We start from the raw sequence: 23,474 nt of genomic DNA, 5'->3' as shown, positions 1-23,474 counted from the left end.
GGGGTTGGGAAGCTACGGGCGTATCCTTGAGACGCCCGCGGCAAGAAAAGGTTTAACGCAGGGCTACAATTGGTCCAGGTAGTCGTGGCTCAGGGGGAGTTCGGCTTCCGGGTTGGGGGCCATATCCTGTTCCACAAAATAGTGTTCCACCCCGGTCGCCAGGGCGGTTTCCACAATGCCCTCCAGGTCCAGCACCCCGGTGCCTGCCGGAGCCATATTGGGGAAAAGGGCCATCCACTCCTGGGGGGTGCCGCCGTCTCCTGCAAAGTGTTGCAGGGCCTTCATGTCTTTCAGGTGGAGCATCCGGTAGCGGCCCGCGTATTTTTTAAGGTATTCCAAGGGGTCTGCCTTCCCTGCCACCGTCCAGAAAATATCCATTTCCAAAAAGACGTTCTCGGGGTCTGTGTGCTCAACCAGCCATTCGAAGGGGATGGTGCCCTCCATGGGTTGCAGGCCATACCCGTGGTTGTGGTAGCCAAACCGGACCCCATGCCGCCGTGCCTCGGCCCCGATGGCGTTAAAGGTGTCGGCCATCCGTTTATAGTCGTCCAGGGTTTGGCGGCGCGCCTCGGGGATAGCCGGAAGCACCACATAGGATGCCCCCATTTTCTGGGCGGCAGCGCCCAACTCTGTCATCCGGGTTTCCAGGGTATCCAGGTCCGTATGCATAGAGGGGATGCGCAGCCCGGCCTGGTTGGCCCAGACCTTGAAGTCCTTGGGGTCCTGCCCGAAGAACCCACTTGCTGAGAACCCCAGGGCAGGGGCCAGGCTTTCCCATTGCGCTTTTACGGCTTCCACGGTAAACGGGTAGGGGCCGTAGAGTTCTATTTCGTCATACCCCATGGCAGCAAGCCGCTCCAGGGTTTGCTGCGGGGCCTCTTCCAGCCATTTGGGAATGGAAAAAAGCTGGATTCCGATGTTTTCGATCCGCCCCAAAGGGCTGCTTTTTACGGGGTCTGCCGCCAAAAGGCGGGGCAGGGTCATGGAGGCCAGGGCTCCGAGGGCTGTCTGTTGAATAAAAGTCTTTCGTTTCATCGGTAAAAAGGTAGTGAGGGGAAGGGGGAGAACTGTTACGGACTATTCTGTGCATATCGCCGGGCGATTGCCTCCAGGTTTTCTTCAAGTTCATGGGCATCCATCCACCGGCCCTGGCGCATCACGCCCCTCAGGTCCCTGATCGCGCCGGGGTCTTCCAGCGGATTGGAACCAAGCAGAATGCACTCGGCCTGTTTGCCGGCCTCCAGGGTGCCTATTTCACCTTCCAGGCCAAAGAACCGGGCGGGGTAGAGGGTGCCCATGCGCAGGATTTCCGCATGGGGGATGCCTGCGCGCTGCATCCCGGCTATTTCATGGTGGAGGGAGAAGCCTGGTACGTTAAATACCTGGGGGGCGTCGGACCCGAGCAGCAACCCGTATCCGTCCCGGTACAAGCGGTAGATGAGCTGCAGCCGAAGCCGGTCGAAGCGCTCCCACTTTTGTGGGTCCCACTGCGGGCTTTCCATATACTGGGCCTTGGTACTCGCCCACCCGTCCTTTATGGCCTGTGGCATGTAGCGCATTTCGGGCTGGGCCAGCAGGCTGTCGGCATCGGTGGGGGCAAACCAGCGTTCAAACAAGCTTTGGGTGGGGACCACCCAGACCTGCTTCTCCCGGGTAAGGGCCACCAGGCCGGCCAGGTTTGTGGTGTCGGCCAGGTCGGTGAAGTTAAAACCGAAAAACCCGTTCTGGTCCGGGGCTACGCCGTCAGATTCCGGGACCAACCCTTCCAGGTAGCCGTCTACATGGTCTATGGTGGCATAACCACTCTCCAGGGCATGGCGGATCCCCACCGCCACCGGCACGTGCCCGGCAAAGGGGATCCCGGCCTCCCGGGCTGTGGCAACCAGGGTGTCGAAGGCTACCCTGGGGATACCCGGGTGGATTTTCAGGAAATCATACCCCTCGGCTGCGTATTGGCTCACCAGGGTGCGGGCCGCTTCTGGTGTGGGCACGGTATTGCCGTTCAGGGACGGGCTGGAGGTGATGATTCTGGGGCTGTTGGCCGCACCGGATTCCGCTGCCTCCCGGAGTTCCAGGTGGGCCGGGTGGCCCAGCATACCCCGGATGGTGGTTACCCCGCCGGCCATGTATAAAAACAGGGCGTCCTGTATCCATTGGGGGTCTGCCGGGGGGGAAGGGATATGGGCGTGCATTTCGGTTAGCCCGGGCATGAGGTAGCCGCCCCCGCCATCGATGATGTTTCCATAGCCAGAAGTATCTGCAGCAAGCGGTTCAATCCGCGAGATGCGGCCGCTGTCTATGACCACCTGCTGCCCTTCCAGGATGCGGCCATTTTCCACATCCACCAGGTGGACATTGCGGATTAGCAGGTCCCCGCCTGCTTGTTCGGGGCTTGGGCCGCCTTGGCATCCCCCCAGCAGGAGGACCAGACAGCAAACGGAAAAGAAGGTTACGTGCTTCATGGGTTACGCGATTTCTGGCCTGCCCGGCAGCAGGCGATGATTTCCCCGATGCGTTTGTCCCGGGTCTGCTGCCGCTTGGCCTGGAAGAGCCAGTACAGGTAGCTTTTCATATAGGTCCGGCTCAGGGACTGAAAGAAGGCCAGGGCCTCGGGATACGGTTTAAAGGCAGCCAGGAGGTCGGGGGGGATATCGCCGTTTTCGACCCCGTCCAGGGCCGTCCAGGAACCGTCCTGCCGGGCCTCCTGCACCCGGGCCAGCCCGCTGGGGTGCATCCGTCCGGCTTGCTCCAGCTTCGCGATATACCGCTTGTTGACCCGGCTCCAGGCGCTTCCCGGTTTCCGCGGGCAGAAATACTGCTGCCGCTTGCCCCCGCCCAGGCTTTTCACCGTAGAATCGATCCACCCGAAACACAGGGCTTCCTGCACGGCCTCTTCCCAGCGCATACTGGGCTTGGGGTGGTCTATTTTGTAGAAGATCAGGTACACCCCGGAGCGCTGCTCATGGTATTGCTCCAGCCATCCCCTCCAGGGGTCGGCATGCGAAAAATAAAGGGTTTCCAGATCCAATTTGTTTCAAATAAAACGGGGACTCTTAAAATTACGATAAAGTTCCGGGGAATTTGGAGCGGAATACGTGTAAATTGTACATTTAGCACTTCCGAACAAACAAACGCAAACGATTTCCTTAGATGAAAGCCATTCGAATTGTCCTGTTGGCCCTCCTGGTTGGGGCCTTTGCTGTTTCTTGTGACAAGAAGCGCCCCGGACCGCCCAAGGTTCTGGTGTTCAGTAAAACCATGGCATTCCGCCATGCCTCCATCCCGGCCGGAATAGAAGCCATTAAGGGGCTGGGGGCCCAAAACGGGTTCGAGGTAGATACAACCGAAAATGCAGACCGCTTTACCGAAGAGAATTTGAGGCAGTACAGCGCCGTGATTTTTCTCTCCACCACGGGGGATGTCCTCAATGCGGCCCAGGAGGCTGCCTTTGAGCGTTACATCCAGGCTGGGGGTGGCTATGTGGGAATCCACGCCGCCACCGACACCGAATACGATTGGGGCTGGTACGGCAAGTTAGCAGGGGCTTATTTCCAGAGTCACCCTGCAGGCACACCGGAGGCCGATTTTATCGTGGAGGATATGAACCACCCGGCCACTTCCTTTTTCCAGGATTCCGTATGGCACCGCACCGATGAGATGTACAATTTCAAGAACATGAACCCGGAGGTGAATGTGCTGCTTACCATAGATGAAAGCACGTACGAAGGCGGGGAGAACGGGGATTACCACCCCATGGCCTGGTACCACGAGTACGACGGGGGCCGCGCCTTTTACACCGCCCTGGGGCATACCGATGCCAGCTTTTCCGAGGACTTGTACCTGAAGCACCTGCTGGGGGGCATCCAGTATGCCATCGGGGAGAATCTGGAGCTGGATTACGCCAGGGCGCATTCCCAGATCCCGCCGGAGGCCAACCGCTTTGCCAAGGTACAACTCATCCAGGGCGAGTTCTTCGAGCCCACCGAAATGGCCATCCTCCCGGGGGAGGATATCCTCATTTCTCAGCGCCGGGGGGAAATCATGTTCTATGAGCAGGCCACCGGCGAGTTGAGACAAGTGGCCTTTCTGGATGTCTACCACAAGACCCTGCATACCCCCGGAGTCAATGCGGAAGAAGGGGTAATGGGCCTTCAGAAGGACCCGGATTACGCCAACAACCACTGGATCTATGTGTATTATGCGCCCACGGGCGATGAAGAGGTCAACCGCCTTTCGCGTTTTAAATTCGAAAACGGCATCTTCGACCTGGATAGCGAACAGGTCATCCTCGACGTGAAAAGTGACCGGGAGATCTGTTGTCATACCGGGGGCTCCATTGCCTTCGGGGGCGACGGCCTGCTTTACCTTTCCACCGGGGATAATTCCACCCCTTTTAACCAGGCAGACGTACCGTATGTGAACAGCGGGTTTGCCCCCCTGAACGACCTGCCCGGAAGCGAGCAGTATGATGCCCGTCGTTCCTCCGGTAACACGAACGACCTGAGGGGAAAAATCCTCCGTATCCGCGTAAACGAGGACGGCTCCTACGATATCCCGGAAGGCAACCTCTTCCCGGTGGGTACCGAAGGTGCCCGCCCGGAAATCTATACTATGGGCCACCGCAACCCGTACCGGATTTCGGTAGACCCTAAAAACGGCTACGTCTACTGGGGCGATGTAGGGCCGGACTCCCGGGCCGACAGCCTCCAAACCCGCGGCCCGAGGGGGTACGACGAAATCAACCAGGCGCGGCAGGCCGGCAACTTTGGGTGGCCGCTGTTTATCGCCAACAACAAGCCGTATGTGGACTACGACTATGCCACCGGACAGAGCGGGGAGGCTTTCGACCCGGAACGACCCATCAACGATTCCCGCAACAACACGGGGCTTCGGGAACTCCCGCCCGCCCAGCCCGCTATGGTGTACTACCACTACGAGGCCAGTGCGGAATTTCCCCAGGTAGCCTCGGGAGGGCGTAATGCCATGGCAGGCCCGGCCTATTACAAAGACCTTTACAACGGGGAAGGATCCCTGCCGGACTATTACGACGGCAAGGTCCTGGTCTACGACTGGATGCGCGGCTGGATGAAGGCGGTACACCTCTTTGAGGACGGGACCTTCAACAAGATGGAGCCCTTTGCAGAAGATATCAAACTGTACAACCTCATAGATATGGAGGTGGCCCCGTCCGGGCGTATCTACCTCTTGGAATACGGGACCGGCTGGTTTACCAAAAACGACAACAGCGGGCTGAGCTATATCGAGTTTAACGGGGGCAACCGCCCGCCCATGCTCGAGGGCCTGGAAGTGGACCTGACCTCCGGGCAGGCCCCCCTTACCATTAACGCAACCCTCAAGGCCGAGGACCTGGAAGGGGATGCTATGCGCTATCTCTGGCGGATAGGCGAGGCCGACAGCGTGGTCACCGACACCCCCTCCCTGGAATACACCTTCCAGCAGACCGGGGAATTCGAACTTACAGCCCAGGCCATGGATGCCGACGGGATGATTTCCGAAGCAGCCCGGGAGACCTTTTTCGTGGGCAACAGCAGGCCCGAGGTCCGCATCTCCCTGGAAGGCGGCAACGAGTCGTTCTTTATCCCCGGCGTTCCTGTGAAATACAACGTGTCTGTCATGGACGAAGGGCAGGAAGTGGCCCTGGAAGAGGGCAGCTACTACATTTCGGTCGATTACCGGGAAGGGATGGACGACAGTTCCCGCAACTTCGGGCACCTGCAGGCCACTGCGGCCATTACCGGGAAGGCGCTTACCCAGAGCCTGGACTGCAAGTCCTGCCACAAGGAGCAGGAGGCTTCCATTGGCCCGCCCTATATGCAGGTCTCCGAAAAATACCAGGAAGGCCGCCGCAACACCAATATCCGCTACCTGACGGAGAAGATCCAGCAGGGCGGCAGCGGGGTCTGGGGCGAAGTGGTGATGCCCGCCCACCCCGATGTCAGCACGGAGGAAGCGCGGCAAATCGCCACCTACATTCTCTCCCTGGCCGATACCCGCGAGCGGGCGCCATCGCTCCCGCCTTCGGGAACCATACTTCCGGATGCTTCCCAGGCAGCCAACACCATGATCCTGACGGCCACCTATACCGACCAGGGTTCCAACGGCATAAAAGCCCTTACCGGCGCAGCCTCCATCGCGATGACAGGGAATAGTATTTCCCCCAAAGACGATATGGAGATGGAAGGGATGCAGGCCATGTCCTTCGGGGCCATGGACCTGGCCCTGCTCAATGCGGGGGAAGGGTACCTGAAACTGGAAAACTACGACCTTACAGGGGTTAATATGCTCTTGCTGATGGCAGGCTGGCAAGCCCCACCCACCGCAGGGGCCGATTTTGAGATCCGCCTGGGCAGCCCGGAAGGGGAGGTCATTGGCTCGGGGGCTTTAACGACGCCCCAGGCCGGGCAGGGGACAGGTATCCCCGTGGTCTTCTCCAAGCCCCAGCAGGGCCGGCAGACCCTGTACCTGACCTACAAGCGGCACGAGAGCGAAGATCCCGGGTTGGTAGCTCTGGTGGGCATCCAGTTCCAGTAGGAAAACAAAAACCGAAGCATAGAAAAGGGGTGCCACCGGCGCCCCTTTTTTGTTTTAGTAGTTGTAAAGACTATTCCGGTATAGGCCCGTATACGGCATCCCGGAAATTCTTGTGCAACCCTATGGGGTCGTAGGGGAAGAGTTGGACGAAGAGCACCGCTGCCAGGTCGTTGGCCGGGTCTACCCAGAACAGCGTACTGGCGGCCCCATCCCAGAAGAATTCCCCAACTACCCCGTTGTTTTCGGAGGCCGAGGCCGGGGGTGCCACCCGCACGGCAAAGTCAATCCCGAAGCCCACCTGCCCCTTGCTCGGCAGCCAGGAACGCTCCTGTACGCTGTCCGGAAGGTGGTTGGTGGCCATAAGGGCCACGGTTTCGGGCCGGAGTACCTGTACCCCGTCCAGGCTGCCCTTACCCAGGAGCATCCGGGCAAAACGCATATAGTCGTCCAGGGTGGAGGAAAGGCCCCACCCGCCCCGCTGCAGGGGCCAGGCCTGGAAATGTTCAATTTTGGAAAGGCTGTCCGGCAACTGGGTCAGCGCTCCGTCCTCCTCCAGGCGGTACATGGCCGAGAACCGGTTGCGGTCGTTTTCCGGGACTATCCTCCGGGTATGGGTCATGCCCAGGGGGTCCAGGACCTGCCGGCGCAGGTAGTCATCAAAGGGTATCCCGGAGAGGCGCTCGGTCAGGAAGGCCTGCATATCCACGCTGGGGCCGTATTCCCATTGGGTACCCGGGTGGAACCAAAGCGGGATGGACGCAAAAGCCGCGGCCATCTCCTCCAGGGTTTTCCCCCGGTCCAGGGGGGCCGCCTCAGCCAGGGCCTCGCTCAGGCCCGGGATGTCCGGACGGTTGGGAAAGCCTGCGGTATGGCGGGTGAGGTCGCGGATGGTGATAGGGCTGCGAGCCGGCTCGGTTTGCATCCGTCCTTCGCTGTCTATCCCGGTGTACACCTTCATCGCTGCGAATTCCGGGGCATATTGGGCAAGCGGGTCGTCCAGGGCAAAGGCCCCGTCTTCGTAAAGGGTCATCAGGGCAGTGCCGGTAAGGGGTTTGGTCATGGAATAGATCTGCACGATAGTGTTTCGGGCCATCGGGATGCTGTCGGCCCGGTTGGCATAGCCATAGGCCCCGAAATAGGCCTCTTCCCCTTTTTCGAAGATGAGGGCGGAAATCCCTGCCACTTGCCCGCTGGCCACGGTGGCCTGCAGGAGGGAATCCACACGACCCAGGGCTTGGGGTGCCATTACCCGGGGGCTCTCGGGGGGTGTTTCTGTTCGGCACGAAAGGGCCATCAGTGCCACTATCGGAAGGAGGTGTGTTTTTTTCATCTTACAGGGGGTTCAGGTCAGGGGGTTACTGCTGTAGTAGTGATGTAGAAGTTCGGATCGAATTCCAGGGAGGCCCCTTCAGCCAGGGCTTCGGTTTTCCATTGGGAGGAGGGGAATAGCCATTGGGACTGCCCGTCCACAAAAACCCGGATGGGCATATCAAAACCCTCCACGGTGTCTGTATACCGGAAATGAAGTTTTCCCCCTTCCCTGCGGTACTCCAGGTTGGGGATCAGAACCGTGCGCAGGTACTGGTCAAAAAAGGACGAGAGGTCTTTTCCGGTCTTCTCGCTGAGGTAGTTTTCTATCTGCTGGGTGGTAACCGTCTGATGGTAGAAATCGGTATTGAGCCCCCTGAGGATGCTGCGCCAGAGCCCATCGTCCTCTAGCAATTGCCGTAAGGTATGCAGCATGTTGGCCCCTTTGTAGTACATATCCCCGGAGCCTTCCTGGTTCACCCCATAGGTCCCGATCACCGGGCGGTCGTTCTGGATATTGCGGCGCGTCCCGATAACGTATTCCGAGGCGGCCTGGTTGCCAAAGTGGTAATCCAGGTAGAGGTTTTCGCTGTAGGCGGTAAAGCCCTCGTGGATCCACATATCTGCAGCGTCCCGATAGGTAATGTTGTTGGCAAACCACTCATGGCCCGCTTCGTGGATGATAATAAAATCGAACTTCAGGCCCCAGCCGCTTCCGGAGAGGTCGTACCCCCGGTACCCGTTCTGGTACCCGTTGCCGTAAGTCACCGAGCTCTGGTGTTCCATCCCCAGGTAGGGGACTTCCACCAGTTTAAAGCTGTCCTCGTAAAACGGATAGGGGCCAAACCAGTGTTCAAAGGCCTCCAGCATCAGGGTTGTTTGTTTGAACTGTTCCCGGGCTTTTTCCAGGTTTTCCCGCAGGACGTAGTAATCCAGATCCAGCGGCCCCTTTTCCCCGGCGTAGGTCTCCCCGAAATGCACATAATCCCCGATGTTCACATTTACCCCGTAGTTGTTGATGGGGTTGGAGACAAACCAGTGGAAGGTCCGCGTGCTGTCCCCTTCCTCGATCCTAAGCAACCGCCCGTTGGAGACTTCAAAAAGAGGTTTAGGGACGGTTACCCGGATGGCCATGGAGTCTACCTCGTCGTACATATGGTCTTTATTGGGCCACCAGGCACTGGCGCCCAGCCCCTGGCAGGAGGTGGCCACAAAAGGCAGCCCCTTGCTGTCCTGCTTCCAGGAAAAGCCCCCGTCCCAGGGTGCGCGTACCGCCTCCCGGGGCGTACCCGAGTACCGGACCACCACCTCCCGGTAGGAGCCCGGCTGCTGGTCGGAGGCCAGGGCGATGAAGTGGGCATTCCCCTCGTGCTGCACCTCCAGGGGTTGCCCGTCCTGCCAGGCCGCTTCCAGCACTAACGGGGCTTGGAGGTCTACCTGCATCCGCCTGGCGGGTTCCAGTACGGTGTACCCGATGGTGTTGCTGCCCGAGATAAACCGGGCGCTCGGGTCCACTTCCAGACTCAGGTCATAATAGGTGAGGTCCCACCAGCTGCGTTCCGGGGTAATGCTCCCGCGCAGGGTATCCTGTCGGGTGAACCCCTCCTGGGCCGTAAGGTGAAGCCCGGCCAGGAAGCAAAGGGCCAGGGAATAAAGCGTTCTGCGAGTCATAGAATTGTATTAGCATTTGATGAATTACCGGAAAACGCCTGTAGGAAAGCGTACCGGACTTTCGTGCCCGTCGGCGCCTACGGCTGCTACCCCAAAGAAGAAATTATCGATAACGATCCCTTCCAGGGTGGTTTCCGTAGCGCCGGTTACGTAGCGGAAATGGTCCCAGGTGGGGGAGGTGGTATCCCTCCAGTACACCTTGTAACCCACGGCACCGGGAACGGCCTCCCACCGCAACCGGGCAGCCGGTTCCACCACCCCTCCGATTTCCACCTTCTCAGGAGCCGGAGGACCCGAGGCCAGGCTGGCCAGGGCAATGGCGTTGACAGCGGTTAGTTTGGCCGTATATCCGAAATCCACATATTCCAGCAGGTCCCCATAGCGGATGCCGTCTTCCACGCGGATATCCTGGTGTTGCTGGGTATAGTTCTCATGGGCTTCCATAATCCGGACCCCGGCAAACCCCAGGTCGTTAAAGGGCCTGTGGTGACCGCCCCTTCCGAAACGGTCCAGGCGATAGATCAGCATGGGGTTCATCTCCGGCATGTAGGTCCGGGTGGTCCGGTAGATATACCGCGCCAACTGGCGGGAAATACCATCGACCTCCCCTCCGTAAAACCGTCGTGCGCGCCGTTCCCTTTCGGTTTCCGTTGGGGGTACGGGTTCGGAGAAAATCCGGAAATCCCGGTTGGAGACCACCCCGTCTACCCCGCGGGTGTTCCCGATCATATCGTTGTTCAGGACCCCGACAAGGTTCCAGCCTTGTTCCTGGGCATAGGCCGCAAGGCCGCGCCCCCCGAAGAGCCCCTGTTCTTCCCCGGACAGCCCCGCATATACGATGCTTCCCGGAAATTTGTGCCGGGAAAGCACGCGGGCGGCTTCCAATACCCCGGCCATCCCGCTGGCATTGTCATTTGCCCCCGGGGAATCGGAGGTGAAATCGTTGGCATCGCTCACCCGGGAGTCGATATCCCCGCTCATCATCACATAGCGGTCCGGGTAACGGGTACCCCTTTGAATGGCCACCACGTTCACCACCCAGACATCCCTGGGGATGCGGTTGTTTTCCCCGGCCTTGACCAGGTTGCGCTGGTAGAAAACCTCCAGGCACCCGCCGCAGGAGGCAGATATCCGGTCGAATTCCGCTTTGATCCAGCGCCGGGCCGCGCCAATACCCCGGGTTTGCGACACGGTGTCGCTAAGGGTGTGGCGGGTACCAAATCCGGCCAGGGTTCCGATATCGGCCTGCAGCCGCTCCACCGAGACGGCATCTATGATATCGTACAAGCGGGTATCGGTTTGTGCGCCCAGGGTGGTGGCCGCAAAAAGACAGAGTGTAAAAAAGGTATTTTTCATTAATCTATGGGGGTAAATTTTCGTTCAAACCATTTGGAGTGCGCATAGCATAGGGGACCCAGGAGGGCATACACAAAGCCGGGAAGCCCGTACTCCAGCCCTGCGCCGAGAAAGGAAAGCAAAACAGATGCCAGTCCCATCAGCACATAGATAAAAAAATGCCGGGCATAGAACAGCAGGGTCATACCGCGGTCCAGCCCGCGTTCTTTCTTAAAGGCCCTGAAGTACATCAGGCTGTAGCAGAGGAAAATCAAGGCAAAGCCTATGCTGTACAGCTGGAAAAGGTCCGCCAGGCCCTGCCGGGTAAGGCCCTCCTCCCCAAGCCAGGATTTGACCAGGGATTTCAGGGGGAAGACATAGTACAGCACTACAAAGAGCAGAAGGCTGTTAAAGGTAATGATCCAGTAATCCACATAGCCGGAGCGCCGGAAATAGTTATAATGGACCACCCAAAGGGCAACCAGTACAAAAAAGCTTACCCCGAAGGCCACCAGGTCTGCCCACTGGGAAAGCAGTACCCGGACCCCGCTGTTCAGGTCGAAACTCACGACCATAAGGGTGGCGGCAAAAGCGAAGACGCCGTCGCTGAAGGCCTGCAGGCGGCTGCCGTGGTGAGGCACATTCATGGGGCTTCCGGTTTTTGGGCGACCATGGCCAGGTATCCCCCGTTCTCGCGAACGGCCAGGCGGGTGATGCGTCCCACCTCCCCGCCAAAGCGGTGCCAGGGTTGCCAGGTGGAATCGGTACCGGGCCGCAGGCGCAGCAATTCATTGGTGCCCCCGCAGATCAGGGACCCGTCCGGCAGCCATGCGATATCCTGTACCCCTTCCGGCAGGGGGACAATCCGCTCCGTAGCCCCGGAATTCGGGTCCATGGATCTGAGCCAGGTCTGCCCGTCTTCCACACTACTATAACTCACCAGGGGGCTTCCCGGGATCCGGGCGAGACTCCTGCCTACGCCTTTCTGGTAGGTATAGGCGCTTTGGTCCGAAGGCCGCGCGACCACCAGGTCCATGCCGTCCTCCCGCAAGACCGTGCATACCAGAAGGTCGGGGCCGGTCCACACCTGGTAGCCAATCTTCAGCTCTTCCATAACCACCTGCTGCCCGCCATTCTGGTAGCGGTAGAGGCGTTGCAGGCCGGTGGTGTCGAGCCGGATGGCCGCAACGGCATCGGAGTCCGGTATGGGCATGGGCGAATATTCACCGCCCCCGGGGGTGTCTGAAAGCCATTGCAGGCTGCCGGTAATGAAGTTATACCGTGCGATATCGGTCTGTCCGTTGCGGGTGCGGGCGTATAAGAGTTCCGGGCTGTCCGCCAGGAAAAAGGGCTGGTTGTCGTACCCGGGATTCCCGCTGATATTGGTGGCCTCCTGCAGGACATAGCGCCCGTCTTCCCGGGCCAGCCGGGCCAGGAACACCTCGGTATCGGGTTGTGCCCACAGGTGCCCCAGACTCCCTGAAAACAGGATTGTGGCCAGGAATATACTGCGGGTATAGGGCAGGATGCCGGACAACGGGCTCATAGAAGGTTAAAGTAGCACTTTCCCATGGGTTATCCAAGGCGTAAAAACGGTTCAGATTTCAGCGAATCGCCGGAGCAGCTCCCGCACGGCCCCTATGCCGTCCACATAGTATTTTGCATGGGTTTTCATCCGGCCGACCTTTACCGTCACGGCCGTTTCGGGCAGTTCCTGGAACATGAATTCGTCTGTCCAGTCGTCCCCGATGGCAAAAACGAAGTCGTAGGGTTTGCGGCCGATCATCCGCATGGCCGCACGGCCCTTGTTTACATTGCTGCTTTTGATTTCCATGACTTTGTTCCCATTGAGTACGCTTAAATCGTCGTTGGCGATCAGGGAGGTCAGCACGGTGTTCAGCTCGGAGGCCCGTTTTTGCCCGAAATCCGGGTCGGTATTGCGGTAATGCCAGGCCAGGGAATAGTTCTTGTCCTCGATAAAACTGCCGGGGGTCCGGTCCACAAAGGATTCCAGGACGGGCCGTATCTTATCCATCCAGGTGTTTTTGACATTTTCCAGCATGCTGAATTCCCTTCCTTTCTCCGAAATCCACACCCCGTGCTCCACAATCATGGAATACCTCCGGTCCGAAAACCACCGGCCGAAGGTGTCTTTGTCCCTCCCGCTGATCAGGAAGAAATCCGTGCGGCTCTGTTGGGCCAATTCATCCAGGAGGGCGTAGAGTTCCTCGTCCGGGGTTGCCTTTTGCGGATCGGTTCGGAAGCCTGCCAGGGTGCCGTCGTAGTCCAGGAACAAAATCCGGCTGCCGGCCTCCCGGTAGGCGCGCATCAGGTCCTCGGTCTTGTCCACACTAAGTTTCAGGGCTACGTGGGAGAAATCGGTGCTCTTCTGGGTTTTCAGGGAATCCACAAAATCATTCGCCCATTTCTCCACATTATAGCGTTCCAGCCGTTTCTGCATGGGGGCGTTGCGGGCGCGCTGCTCCTCCAGGGGCATGTTGATGGCCTGGTATAAGGCTTCGGCAATCTGCTCGAAATTGTTGGGGTTGATCAGTAAGGCCTCGTGCATCTCATTGGCAGACCCCGCCATCTCGCTGAGGATCAGGACCCCGCTTTGGTCGGTTCGCGTGGCGATATACTCCTTGGCCACCAGGTTCATCCCGTCGCGGATGGGGGTTAGCCAGGCAATATCGCAGGAAGTGTACAAATCTATCAGGCTTTCGAAAGGCAGAGAGCGGTAGAAGTACCAGATCGGGGTCCAGCTCACCGTAGACCACTCCCCATTGATGCGGCCGACCAGTTCGTCGATCTCCTTTTTCAGGCGCTGGTATTGGGGGACCTTGGAACGGGAGGGCACTGCGAGGATGATCAGGCGCACCTTCTCCCTGTACTGGGGGTATTTCTTCAGGAAATACTCGAAGGCTTTCAGTCGCTGGGCAATCCCCTTGGTGTAGTCCAGCCTGTCTATGGAGAGGAAATACTTGGCATTGGGAGTGGAGGCCTTGTGCTCGTTCAGGCGTCGTTGCAGGTCGGATTCCTTTCCTTTCCCCAGGCGGTTATGGTCCTGTGCGGCCTGGTGGAATTTGGCGTAATCGATCCCCATGGGGAAGGAATCGACCTTCACTGCCCGCCCTTCCAGGTAAATTTCGTTAAAGCTCACCTCCAGACCCAGCAGGCGGCGCACCGAACTGAGGAAGTGCCGCTCGTAGTCGTAGGTGTGGAACCCGATCAGGTCCGACCCCAGCAACCCTTGCAGGATCTCACGCCTCCAGGGGAGGGTCCGGAAAATCTCATAGGAGGGGAAGGGGATATGCAGAAAAAACCCAATGGTGAGGCCCGGCTGTCTTTCGCGCAGCATCTGGGGGACCAGCATCAGCTGGTAGTCGTGTACCCACACCAGGTCTTCCGGCCCGGCCTCTTCCAGGATTGCCTCGGCAAATTTGCGGTTTACCTCCACATAGGTTTCCCAATTGGCCAGTTCAAATTCCGCATATTCGGTGAAGTAGTGGTACAGGGGCCAGATCGTCCGGTTGCTGAAGCCAAAGTAGAACCCCTCCACCTGCTGGTGGGTGAGGGAGACCTTGCGGCAGCCATGCCCGGCCAGGGCAGAGTCGATTTCGGGTTCCAGCCCGTCCGGAATCTCCTCCCGCGTAAGTCCGCTCCACCCGATCCAGAGACTTTCCCCATCGGAGTGGACCGACTTCATGCCGGTTGCCAGCCCTCCTACAGAAGGGGTAGCTTCCAGCTTTCCATTGCTGATTTGCAATTGTACGGGTAGTCGGTTTGAGATTATGATAGTTTTGGGCATGGAATGCGCGATTTTGATGGAGTTTTGGTTCCTTTTTCTCTAAATTTCGTCAAATTGTGGCGGTTTACCCAAGAAAAGCCGCATTTTTAAAGAAAACGCACCCTATGGACAACCTGGATTACGGAATAATTGGAAACTGCCGGTCTGCGGCGCTGATCTCGAAAAACGGCTCCCTGGACTGGTGCTGCCTGCCGGAGTTCGACTCCTCCTCAGTCTTTGCGCGTCTGCTGGATGAGAAAAACGGCGGGCGTTTCGAAATCCTCACCGATGATTCCTACACTATAACCCAGCGGTACAAGCGGGATACGGCCCTGCTCATCACCCGTTATTGCAACGGGAAGGATACCTTCGAAGTCCGGGATTTTATGCCCAGGTATCGCAAACCCAACGGCAGCTACCATGCCCCGCCCGAGATTGTGCGGTATATCCGTCTGGTGCAGGGAGAACCCGTCTTCCGGGTCGGGTACGACCCCCGGTTGGAGTATGCCCAGGGGGTTACCGAAAACTACGTGAAGCACGGGTTTGTGGTAAGCCTCAACCAGGGCAGGCAGTACGATACGGTTTTCCTCTACACCTCCTTCAACAAAAACGCTGTTATGGAGGGCCGGGAGATCGTACTGAAGAAGCATGGTTTTTTCCTGGTCACCTATAACGAGAAACTCTACAAGCCCACCACCAAAAGGATGTATACCGAGATGGAGCGCACCAAGGTATACTGGCTTAACTGGAGTAGCCGGACACCGGACTACAAGGCGTACAACAAATGGATCCACCGTTCGGCCATAACCCTCAAGCTCCTGAGCTACGAGCGCTCCGGGGCCGTGCTGGCCGCAGCCACCACCTCCCTGCCTGAGACCATTGGGGAGGTGCGCAACTGGGACTACCGCTTCTGCTGGATCCGCGATGCCTCCATGGTCGTGAAGGTCGTCTCGGAACTCGGGCACAAGAACGTGGCCCGCCGGTACCTGCAGTTCATTGTAGACCTGATTCCGGATAAGGACGAGAAGCTGCAAATCATGTACGGCATCAACAAGGAAAAAAAGCTGAGTGAGTATACCCTGGACCACCTTGAAGGGTATAAGGGATCCAAGCCGGTCCGGGTGGGGAATGCCGCCTACAAACAACGCCAGAACGACATCTACGGCATCCTGATGGATGTGGTTTATACCCAGCTGGTGCGGTTTCCCAATGACATCGAACATGGGGAGGAACTCTGGGGCATCACCAAGGGCATTGTCTGGATCGTCCAGAAACACTGGAAGGAGCCCGACAAGGGCATCTGGGAATTCCGAACCGAGGACCGGCACTTCACCTTCTCCAAAGTCCTCTGCTGGGTGGCCATCGACCGGGCTATCAAAATTGCCCGGATCTTCAACAAATACCGGAAGCTGGAGCGGTGGACGGCCCTGGAGCAGGAAATCAAGAACGATATCCTGGCCAATGCCTGGAACGATGAGGTACAGGCCTTTACCCAATCCTATGGTTCCCCCCACATGGATGCCTCCGTCCTGCTCATGGAAAGCTATGGGTTTATCCATGCCAGGGACCCGCGCTTTGTGAGTACCGTCAGGGCCATTGAGAAGGAACTGAGCAACGACGGACTGCTGTATCGGTATAAAAACGAGGATGATTTTGGCCTGCCCACATCTTCGTTCACCATCTGTACCTTCTGGTTCATCAACTCCCTGTTCAAGATCGGGGAGGAAGAACGGGCGCGGGAACTCTTTGAACAGCTCCTTTCCTACAGCAACCACCTGGGCCTGTTCAGCGAGGATATCGATTTTAAGAGCAAACGGCTGCTGGGCAACTTCCCTCAGGCCTATTCCCACCTGGCCCTTATAGAATGCGCCGTAAACTTTTCCCAGAAAGACCGCACGGAGAAGATGCTGGAGTCCATGAAGAACTAAGAAGTGGCCAGGTACCTGCCGTGGGGCCTGACTTCAGAAGCATTCCGGTTAATCCTCGGCAAAATAATACCCTGTGTGGGTCGTGGTGCTGCCGAAGCGTAGGGCTGATCGATGGGCCTTTTTCCCTTAGTGCCGTACTGCTGGTATTATGCACCGCGCGTGGTTAATTTATCGGGTGGGGGGAGGGGGGCGGCCCCCTTTCGAATCCCCGGGTTTTCCTTCCCGTTTCCCCCGTAATTCCGTACCTTTATTAGGTTAACCAAAACCGATTTTTAAACCATGAAAAACCTTCGTTTTGCGAGCCTGGTTCTCGGGCTTGCCCTCCTGGCATCCTGCCGGCAGGAACCCCAGACAGAAGCCATTGCAACGGACGCCGAGACGTCCTTCGAATACGTTGTAGACCAGTTTGCAGACCTGCGGATCCTGCGTTACCGCGTCCCCGGGTTCGAGGAACTCACCCTGAAGGAAAAACAATTGGTGTACTATCTGGTCCAGGCCGGCCTATCCGGGCGCGATATCATGTGGGACCAGAACTACCGCCATAACCTGGCCATCCGCAAGGCCCTGGAACAGGTTTATACCCAATACGAGGGAGATCGCCAGGACCCCCAGTGGGAAGCCTTTGAGACCTACCTGAAACGGGTGTGGTTCTCCAATGGTATCCACCACCATTATTCCAACGATAAAATCCCGGCCGGCTTCTCCCCGGAATACCTTCGGGAGGTCTTGACAGCAACGGGCGCAGTGCTCGAGGGCGAGGCCTTTGAGGTCATCTTTAACGAGGCAGACAGCAAGAAGGTCAACAAGAAAAAAGGGACAGACAATACCCTGGCATCGGCTGTGAACTTCTACGGCCCGGATATTACCGATGCGGAGGTGGAGGCCTATTACAGCGCTGCGGACAAAGGTCCTGAAGGCCGCCCGATTGAAATCGGCCTCAATACGCGCCTGGTCCGCGAAGGCGGGAAACTCACCGAGCAGGTATACAAGGTGGACGGCCTCTACGGCCCTGCCATTGCCGAGATTATCGGCTGGCTGGAAAAGGCCCGTGGGGTTGCGGAGAACCCCCAGCAGGCCCGGACTCTGGAGTTGCTTATCGACTATTACCGCACCGGGAGCCTGGATACCTGGGACGAATACGCCATTGCCTGGGTGAATTCCACCGAGGGGAATATCGACTGGATTAACGGGTTCATAGAGGTGTACAACGACCCGAAAGGGTACAAGGGATCCTATGAGACCATTGTCCAGATCAAAGATTTCGAAATGAGCCGCCAGATGGCGGTACTATCCGAAAACGCCCAATGGTTCGAAGATCAGAGCCCCCTGATGGAGGAGCACAAAAAAGACAACGTGGTTGGGGTTTCCTATAAAACCGTCATCGTTGCCGGGGAAGCCGGGGATGCCTCCCCCAGCACACCTATTGGGGTAAACCTGCCCAACAACAACTGGATCCGGGTAGAACACGGCAGCAAGTCCGTTTCCCTGGGCAACATCATCGATGCCTACAACCAGGCCGGGGGTACCGGCCGCCTGAGGGAATTTGCCCACGATTCCACCGAGGTGGAATTGGAAATGGCCTATGGGGAACTTGGGGATAAACTGCATACCGCCCTGCACGAGGTGGTGGGGCATGCTTCGGGCCAGATCAACCCCGGGGTTGGCCAACCCAAGGAAACGTTGAAGAATTACCGCTCTACCATTGAGGAAGGCCGGGCAGACCTGGTGGCCCTGTACTACCTGATGGATCCCAAATTGCAGGAACTGGGCCTGGTGGACGACTACCGCAAGGTGGGCATGGCCGCCTATGACGGCTATATCCGCAACGGGTTGATGACCCAGCTCATCCGGATCGAACTCGGGGATGACATCGAGGAGGACCACATGGTAAACCGCCAGTGGGTTTCCGCCTGGGTGTTCGAGAAAGGCCAGCCGGAAGGGGTAATCGAAAAGGTGGAGCGCGATGGGAAGACCTATTTTGAAATCCGCGACTACGACCGCCTCAGGGAACTCTTCGGGAACCTGCTCCGGGAAACCCAGCGCATCAAGTCCGAGGGCGATTATACGGCCGCCCAAGAGTTGGTGGAAGGTTATGGGGTAAAGGTAGACCAACAACTGCATGCCCAGGTACTGGAGCGCAATGCCCGGTTTACCTCGGCACCTTACAGCGGATTTGTGAACCCGGTTTATGAGTTGGTTACCGACCCCGCCACCGGGGAGGTTACCGACGTGGTCCTGACCCAGCCAGCATCGTTCGAAGCCCAGATGCTCGATTACGCGGCGCGTTTCAGTTTCCTGACAGGGGAATAGCCTTCGCTATCCCCTCAATATGATCCAGAAGGGAACGGATATCCGAGATCCCGGTTAAGGGGTTCATCAGGCTGGTCCTCAGGTAGGACCGGCCCGATACACGGGTCTGAACTATGTAGTACGTGCCCGCTTCCAGAAGGTGTTGGCGGATGGCTCCATTGAGCTGGTCCGCTGTGGTATCGTCCATCCCGGGGGCCAGGTAGCGGAAGCACAGGATATTGGATTGGGGCAGGCAGGCCAGTTCCCATCCGGGCCTGCTTCGGATCAGTTCCGAAGCTTCGCGGGCCAGGTCGTATTGGCGCTCCAGGTAGGCGGTAAAGAGCTCTTCCCCATACGTCTTCCACACTGCGAACCAACTGAATATGCCTGTTAATTTGGTGCATTCAAACGTGCGTTTGGCCCCATTGTACCAATCTTCCTCCTCGCTTTCCGAGAGGAGGTAATCGGCTTGCTGGGAGAAGGTATTGTACGAATCGGCTCCATTGCGGAAGAGCAGGGCAGTGGTCAGAACGGGCATGCCCATCATTTTATGGCCGTCGATCACCAGGGAATCGGCCCCGGCCACCCCATCCATCAGGTGTTTATAGCGTTCCGAAAGGATGGCGGCCCCGCCATGGGCCCCGTCTATATGGAACCAGAGGTTGTGCTGCCTGCAGAAGGCAGCCAGCGGTTCCAGTGGGTCGTAACTGCCGGTTGCCGTACAGGGGGCGCTTCCGACCAGCGCAATGGGCTCCAGGCCTTTTTTAATGGCCTGGTCATAGGCCTGCTGCAAATACGCGGGGTCCATGCGGTAATTGGTGTCCACAGGGATCTGGATGACCCCCTCAGCGCCCATCCCCATAATCCGCGCTGCGCGGTCAATGCAGTAATGGGCGGCCTCGCTTACCAGGACGGCCTGTTTGGACGTGTATCCTTTATTCCAGACGTCCTCCCGGCCGCGCGAACGACGTGCCGCAAGCAAGGCGGTCAGGTTTGCCAGGGTACCTCCACTGGTCAGAAAGCCCCGTGCCTCCGGCCCAAAACCAGCCTTCCGGCACAACCAGTCTGTAAGCAGCCGCTCCATGGCGGTAGGGGCCATCCCCATTTCGTATATGGCCATCCCGTTATTCAGAACGCCCCCCACCAAAGCCGCCAGGGAAGCCAGGGGGATGGGAGGGGCTACCTGGTGCCCCATATACCTGGGGTGCTGGACCTTGGTGGTGCGTTCCAGGATACGTTCAAACAGGTCCTTAGGGTCTCCCTTTTCCAGGTACGCCTGCCACAGATCCCATTCCTTATCGGGATGCTGGTAGTGCAACACAGGCACTTGACCTTTCCTGGCCTCCTGCAGGTAACGGGCCAGTTGGTCTATAAGGGCATGCCCCGCCTCGCGGAACCGGGCCGGGTCGTAAGCCGTTTTGAGGATGTCTTCTGCCATGGCCTAAATGTAGGCGCTATGCCGCTGCCGGGCAAGACGTATAAACGAAAACCGCCTCCCGTGGGGGAGGCGGCTTCTCACTTCTGTTTCCAGTAGTGCATCTGAATTAGTCAAAGGTGTACCCGCCGGCTTCGGCCACCGCGTCGGCAATTTGCTCGCGCAGGGCCCCAACCTTGGGTGGGTTGTGGTATTTGGTAAAGCGTTTGAGACCCATCAGCATCATCCGCTGCTCGTCGCCTTCGGCAAAGGAAAGGATGGCCTCCTTGGCTTTGCTGATAGTGATCTCTGTGGCCTCATACAGGTTCAGGCGCGCCATGGCGATTTGCGTTTTCTGGGCTTCTTCCCCAAAGCGCTTGGCATTCTTCTCGGCGCGCAGTACCGCAGATTCGGCCATATAGATCTGGATGAGGATGTCTGCTGCCGCCATCAGGAGTTGCTGGTGCTGCTCCAGGTCGGTACCGTAGGTTTGCACGGCCTTACCGGCTACCATCAGGAAGACTTTTTTCAGGCGGGCCACCAGATCTTTTTCCTCAGAAAGGAGGGCAGAAAAATCGGGGGTGTCGAAGGATGGGATACCCATAAGTTCCTCGCCCACGGCTGTGGCCGGTCCCAGCAGGTCCACATGGCCCTTCATCGCTTTCTTGATGAGCATGCCCACGGAAAGCATGCGGTTGATTTCATTCGTACCTTCATAGATCCGTGCGATACGGGCATCTCTCCAGGCCGATTCCATAGGAGTATCTGCACTAAAGCCCATCCCCCCGAAGATCTGAATCCCCTCATCGGTGGTTTGCTGCACGTCTTCCGAAACGGCAACCTTCAGGATGGAGCATTCAATGGCGTATTCCTCAACGCCCTTGAGTTCCGCCTCCGGATGGCTGTTGCCCGCGGCTACGCGTAAGGCAATCCGGTCTTCGATATTTTTGGCAGCCCGGTAGGAGGCAGACTCCCCCACATAGGCATTGGTAGCCATGGTCGCAATCTTGGCTTTGATGGCCCCGAAGTTGATAATGGGGGTCTTGAACTGCTGGCGTTCCTTGGCATAGGTGACGGCTTCGTTGGTCACCCGGCGTTGGGCCTCCAGGCACGCAGCCGCGAGTTTAATCCGACCCACGTTCAGGGCGTTCATGGCAATTTTAAAGCCATTGCCGCGCTCGGAGAGCATGTTTTCTACCGGCACCTTGGTCTCGTTGAAGAAGACCTGGCGGGTAGAGGAGGAGTGGATCCCGAGTTTCTTCTCTTCCTCCCCGAGGCTGATCCCGTTTTCCGGGTCGTTTTCCACAATAAACCCGGTAATGTACTTGTCGTCTTCTATCCGGGCGAATACGATGAACAGGTTGCAGAATCCGGCATTGGAAATCCACATTTTCTGGCCGGAAATCTTGTAGTGGGTCCCGTCTTCGGAGAGAACGGCTTTGGTTTTTCCGGAGTTGGCATCAGAACCGGCCCCCGGTTCGGTAAGGCAGTAGGCCCCGAACCATTCGCCGCTGGCCAGTTTAGGCACGTATTTCTGTTTTTGCTCCTCGGTTCCGTACAGGGTAATGGGAAGAGTCCCGATACCCGTATGGGCCCCGAAGGCGGTACTGAAGGAGCCTGTGGCCCCGGAGATGTAGTCGCACACCAGCATGGTATCCACAAAGCCCATCCCCATGCCCCCATAGGCTTCCGGGACGGCAATACTGAGAAAGCCCATTTCCCCGGCCTTTTGCATGCACTCCTGGGTATAGGCGTAGTCTTTTTGTTCAAACCGCTCCCAATGGGCCCAGAGTTCGCGGTCTACAAATTCCTTGGTGCTCTCGCGCATCATGCGCTGTTCCTCGCTGAGATCTTCCAGGGTGAAGACCTCCTCGCAGGGCGTTTCCTTTACAATGAACTGCCCGCCGCGCAGGAGTTCTTTCTCTTTGGTTTCTGTGCTCATGGTGTGTCGTTCAATTTTCTTTAAATGTATCAGGCCAGGAATTCGTAAATCCCTGCGGCGCCCTGCCCGGTGCCCACGCACATGGTTACCATGCCGTATTTGCCGGACATCTTGCGCTGGCGCATTTCGTCGAAGAGTTGGACGGAGAGTTTGGCTCCGGTACACCCCAGGGGGTGACCCAGGGCTATGGCCCCGCCGTTTACGTTTACAATTTCAGGGTCCAGGCCCAGTTCCCGGATAACGGCCAGGGATTGGGAAGCAAAGGCCTCGTTGAGTTCAATGAGCCCTACGTCCTTTTGCTGGAGGCCAGCCAGTTTCAGGGCTTTCGGGATGGCCTTTACAGGCCCGATACCCATAATGCGGGGTTCCACCCCTACTGCGGCGTAGTTCACCAGCCGGGCCACGGGCTCCAGGTTGAGTTCTTTCACCAGTTCCTCGCTCATGACCAGGGCAAAGGCCGCCCCGTCACTCATCTGGGAGGCGTTCCCTGCCGTAACACTACCCCCCGCGGCAAAAACCGGACGCAGGCGCCCGAGGGCTTCCAGGTTGGTATCGGCCCGTGGTCCCTCATCTGCCGAGACCGTGTAGGATTCTGTGGTCTTCTTCCCGTTTTTTACATAGGTGTGCTCTACGGTAATGGGGACAATCTGCGATTGGAACTTGTTTTCGGCCTGTGCTTTCAGAGCCTTCTGGTGGGACGCATAGGCAAAGGCGTCCTGGTCTTCTCGGGAGACCTTGTATTGCTGGGCCACAGCCTCAGCCGTAAGCCCCATGCCCCAGTAATAGTCCTCATGCCCGGCCTTGGCCAGCCCGTAGTCGGGTACAGGTTTGTATCCACCCATGGGGATGTAGCTCATACTTTCCGCTCCCCCGGCGATGATACAATCGGCCATCCCGGCCTGTATCTTGGCCGAAGCCATCGCAATGGTCTCCAGGCCGGAGGCGCAGTAGCGGTTCACCGTTACCCCTGGCACATCCTCAATTCCAAGCCCCATAAGGGAGATTAATCGGGCCATATTGAGGCCCTGTTCGGCTTCGGGCATCGCATTGCCCACAATCACGTCGTCTATCCTGGATTTTTCCAGGGCAGGGACCTGTTCCATGAGGTAGGCGATGGTTTCCGCGGCCAGTTCATCCGGGCGTTTAAACCGGAAGGTACCCCTTGGCGCCTTACCTACGGCAGTGCGGTATGCTTTTACGATATAGGCTGTTCTCATGCTTTGTTTCCTTTTACCATTTTCAAATTTT

The 23,474-nt window shown here is 58.0% G+C and carries 15 protein-coding genes; 3 read left to right on the top strand and 12 right to left on the bottom strand.

Annotated elements, in window-relative coordinates; translation table 11 throughout:
* Positions 1–63 precede the first annotated feature (63 nt).
* From CA832_RS14395 to CA832_RS14385, 3 genes are read right to left on the bottom strand one after another with little or no spacing between them, the layout of a single operon-like run.
* Complete coding sequence (locus CA832_RS14395) at positions 64–1,035, bottom strand: sugar phosphate isomerase/epimerase family protein (RefSeq protein ID WP_088342346.1); 972 nt, start codon at positions 1,033–1,035, stop codon at positions 64–66.
* Positions 1,036–1,070: 35 nt separating this feature from the next.
* Positions 1,071–2,462: an amidohydrolase family protein gene (locus CA832_RS14390; RefSeq protein ID WP_088342345.1), complete on the bottom strand. Its 1,392-nt coding sequence runs from the start codon at positions 2,460–2,462 to the stop codon at positions 1,071–1,073.
* Positions 2,459–3,028 carry a YdeI/OmpD-associated family protein gene (locus CA832_RS14385; protein ID WP_088342344.1) on the bottom strand — a complete coding sequence of 190 codons (570 nt, stop codon included), beginning with the start codon at positions 3,026–3,028 and terminating at the stop codon, positions 2,459–2,461. The genes CA832_RS14390 and CA832_RS14385 overlap by 4 nt, the downstream gene beginning before the upstream one ends.
* A 122-nt stretch (positions 3,029–3,150) precedes the next feature.
* On the opposite strand from CA832_RS14385, the gene CA832_RS14380 reads away from it, so the two are divergent.
* Positions 3,151–6,552 carry a ThuA domain-containing protein gene (locus CA832_RS14380; RefSeq protein WP_088342343.1) on the top strand — a complete coding sequence of 1,134 codons (3,402 nt, stop codon included), beginning with the start codon at positions 3,151–3,153 and terminating at the stop codon, positions 6,550–6,552.
* A gap of 70 nt (positions 6,553–6,622) precedes the next feature.
* Here CA832_RS14380 and CA832_RS14375 read toward each other — a convergent pair whose 3' ends face one another.
* Genes CA832_RS14375 through CA832_RS14350 form a run of 6 tightly spaced genes read right to left on the bottom strand, consistent with a single transcriptional unit; the run spans position 6,623 to position 14,674 of the window.
* Entirely contained in the window at positions 6,623–7,882 is a 1,260-nt protein-coding gene (locus CA832_RS14375) for a serine hydrolase domain-containing protein (RefSeq protein WP_088342342.1), read from the bottom strand.
* A gap of 17 nt (positions 7,883–7,899) precedes the next feature.
* The gene (locus tag CA832_RS14370; RefSeq protein ID WP_088342341.1) at positions 7,900–9,531 is read right to left on the bottom strand and encodes a M1 family metallopeptidase; all 1,632 of its coding nucleotides are present in this window, start codon (positions 9,529–9,531) and stop codon (positions 7,900–7,902) included.
* Positions 9,532–9,555: 24 nt separating this feature from the next.
* Positions 9,556–10,887, bottom strand: a complete 1,332-nt coding sequence (locus tag CA832_RS14365; protein WP_088342340.1) for a M28 family metallopeptidase — start codon at positions 10,885–10,887, stop codon at positions 9,556–9,558.
* Positions 10,887–11,513 carry a TMEM175 family protein gene (locus CA832_RS14360; protein ID WP_088342339.1) on the bottom strand — a complete coding sequence of 209 codons (627 nt, stop codon included), beginning with the start codon at positions 11,511–11,513 and terminating at the stop codon, positions 10,887–10,889. The genes CA832_RS14365 and CA832_RS14360 overlap by 1 nt, the downstream gene beginning before the upstream one ends.
* A complete protein-coding gene (locus CA832_RS14355; RefSeq protein WP_143542404.1) occupies positions 11,510–12,412 on the bottom strand; it encodes a TolB family protein in 903 nt (300 codons plus the stop codon). Before CA832_RS14355 ends, CA832_RS14360 begins: the two co-directional genes overlap by 4 nt.
* A gap of 51 nt (positions 12,413–12,463) precedes the next feature.
* Entirely contained in the window at positions 12,464–14,674 is a 2,211-nt protein-coding gene (locus CA832_RS14350; RefSeq protein WP_088342337.1) for a bifunctional alpha,alpha-trehalose-phosphate synthase (UDP-forming)/trehalose-phosphatase, read from the bottom strand.
* Between the two features lie 104 nt (positions 14,675–14,778).
* Between CA832_RS14350 and CA832_RS14345 the strand changes: the two genes are divergently transcribed.
* Together CA832_RS14345 and CA832_RS14340 are read left to right on the top strand one after the other, a co-directional pair.
* Positions 14,779–16,581, top strand: a complete 1,803-nt coding sequence (locus CA832_RS14345; protein WP_088342336.1) for a glycoside hydrolase family 15 protein — start codon at positions 14,779–14,781, stop codon at positions 16,579–16,581.
* 279 nt (positions 16,582–16,860) lie between these two features.
* Positions 16,861–18,891, top strand: a complete 2,031-nt coding sequence (locus tag CA832_RS14340) for a dipeptidyl-peptidase 3 family protein (protein ID WP_088342335.1) — start codon at positions 16,861–16,863, stop codon at positions 18,889–18,891.
* Here the strand turns inward: CA832_RS14340 and CA832_RS14335 are convergent.
* From CA832_RS14335 to CA832_RS14325, 3 genes are all read right to left on the bottom strand, one after another.
* Positions 18,869–20,308, bottom strand: coding sequence for a pyridoxal phosphate-dependent decarboxylase family protein (locus CA832_RS14335; protein ID WP_088342334.1), 1,440 nt, complete (start codon positions 20,306–20,308; stop codon positions 18,869–18,871). The two genes, CA832_RS14340 and CA832_RS14335, sit on opposite strands and share 23 nt — an antisense overlap.
* A gap of 106 nt (positions 20,309–20,414) precedes the next feature.
* Positions 20,415–22,226, bottom strand: a complete 1,812-nt coding sequence (locus CA832_RS14330) for an acyl-CoA dehydrogenase family protein (protein WP_088342333.1) — start codon at positions 22,224–22,226, stop codon at positions 20,415–20,417.
* Between the two features lie 29 nt (positions 22,227–22,255).
* Complete coding sequence (locus CA832_RS14325; RefSeq protein ID WP_088342332.1) at positions 22,256–23,443, bottom strand: acetyl-CoA C-acyltransferase; 1,188 nt, start codon at positions 23,441–23,443, stop codon at positions 22,256–22,258.
* Positions 23,444–23,474 lie beyond the last annotated feature (31 nt).

The sequence above is a fragment of the Robiginitalea sediminis genome (genome assembly GCF_002198115.1).
GTDB classification, from domain to species: Bacteria; Bacteroidota; Bacteroidia; order Flavobacteriales; family Flavobacteriaceae; genus Robiginitalea; species Robiginitalea sediminis.
The sequence above is the reverse complement of the archived record's forward strand: the minus strand, read 5'-3'. Positions and strand labels throughout refer to the sequence as shown.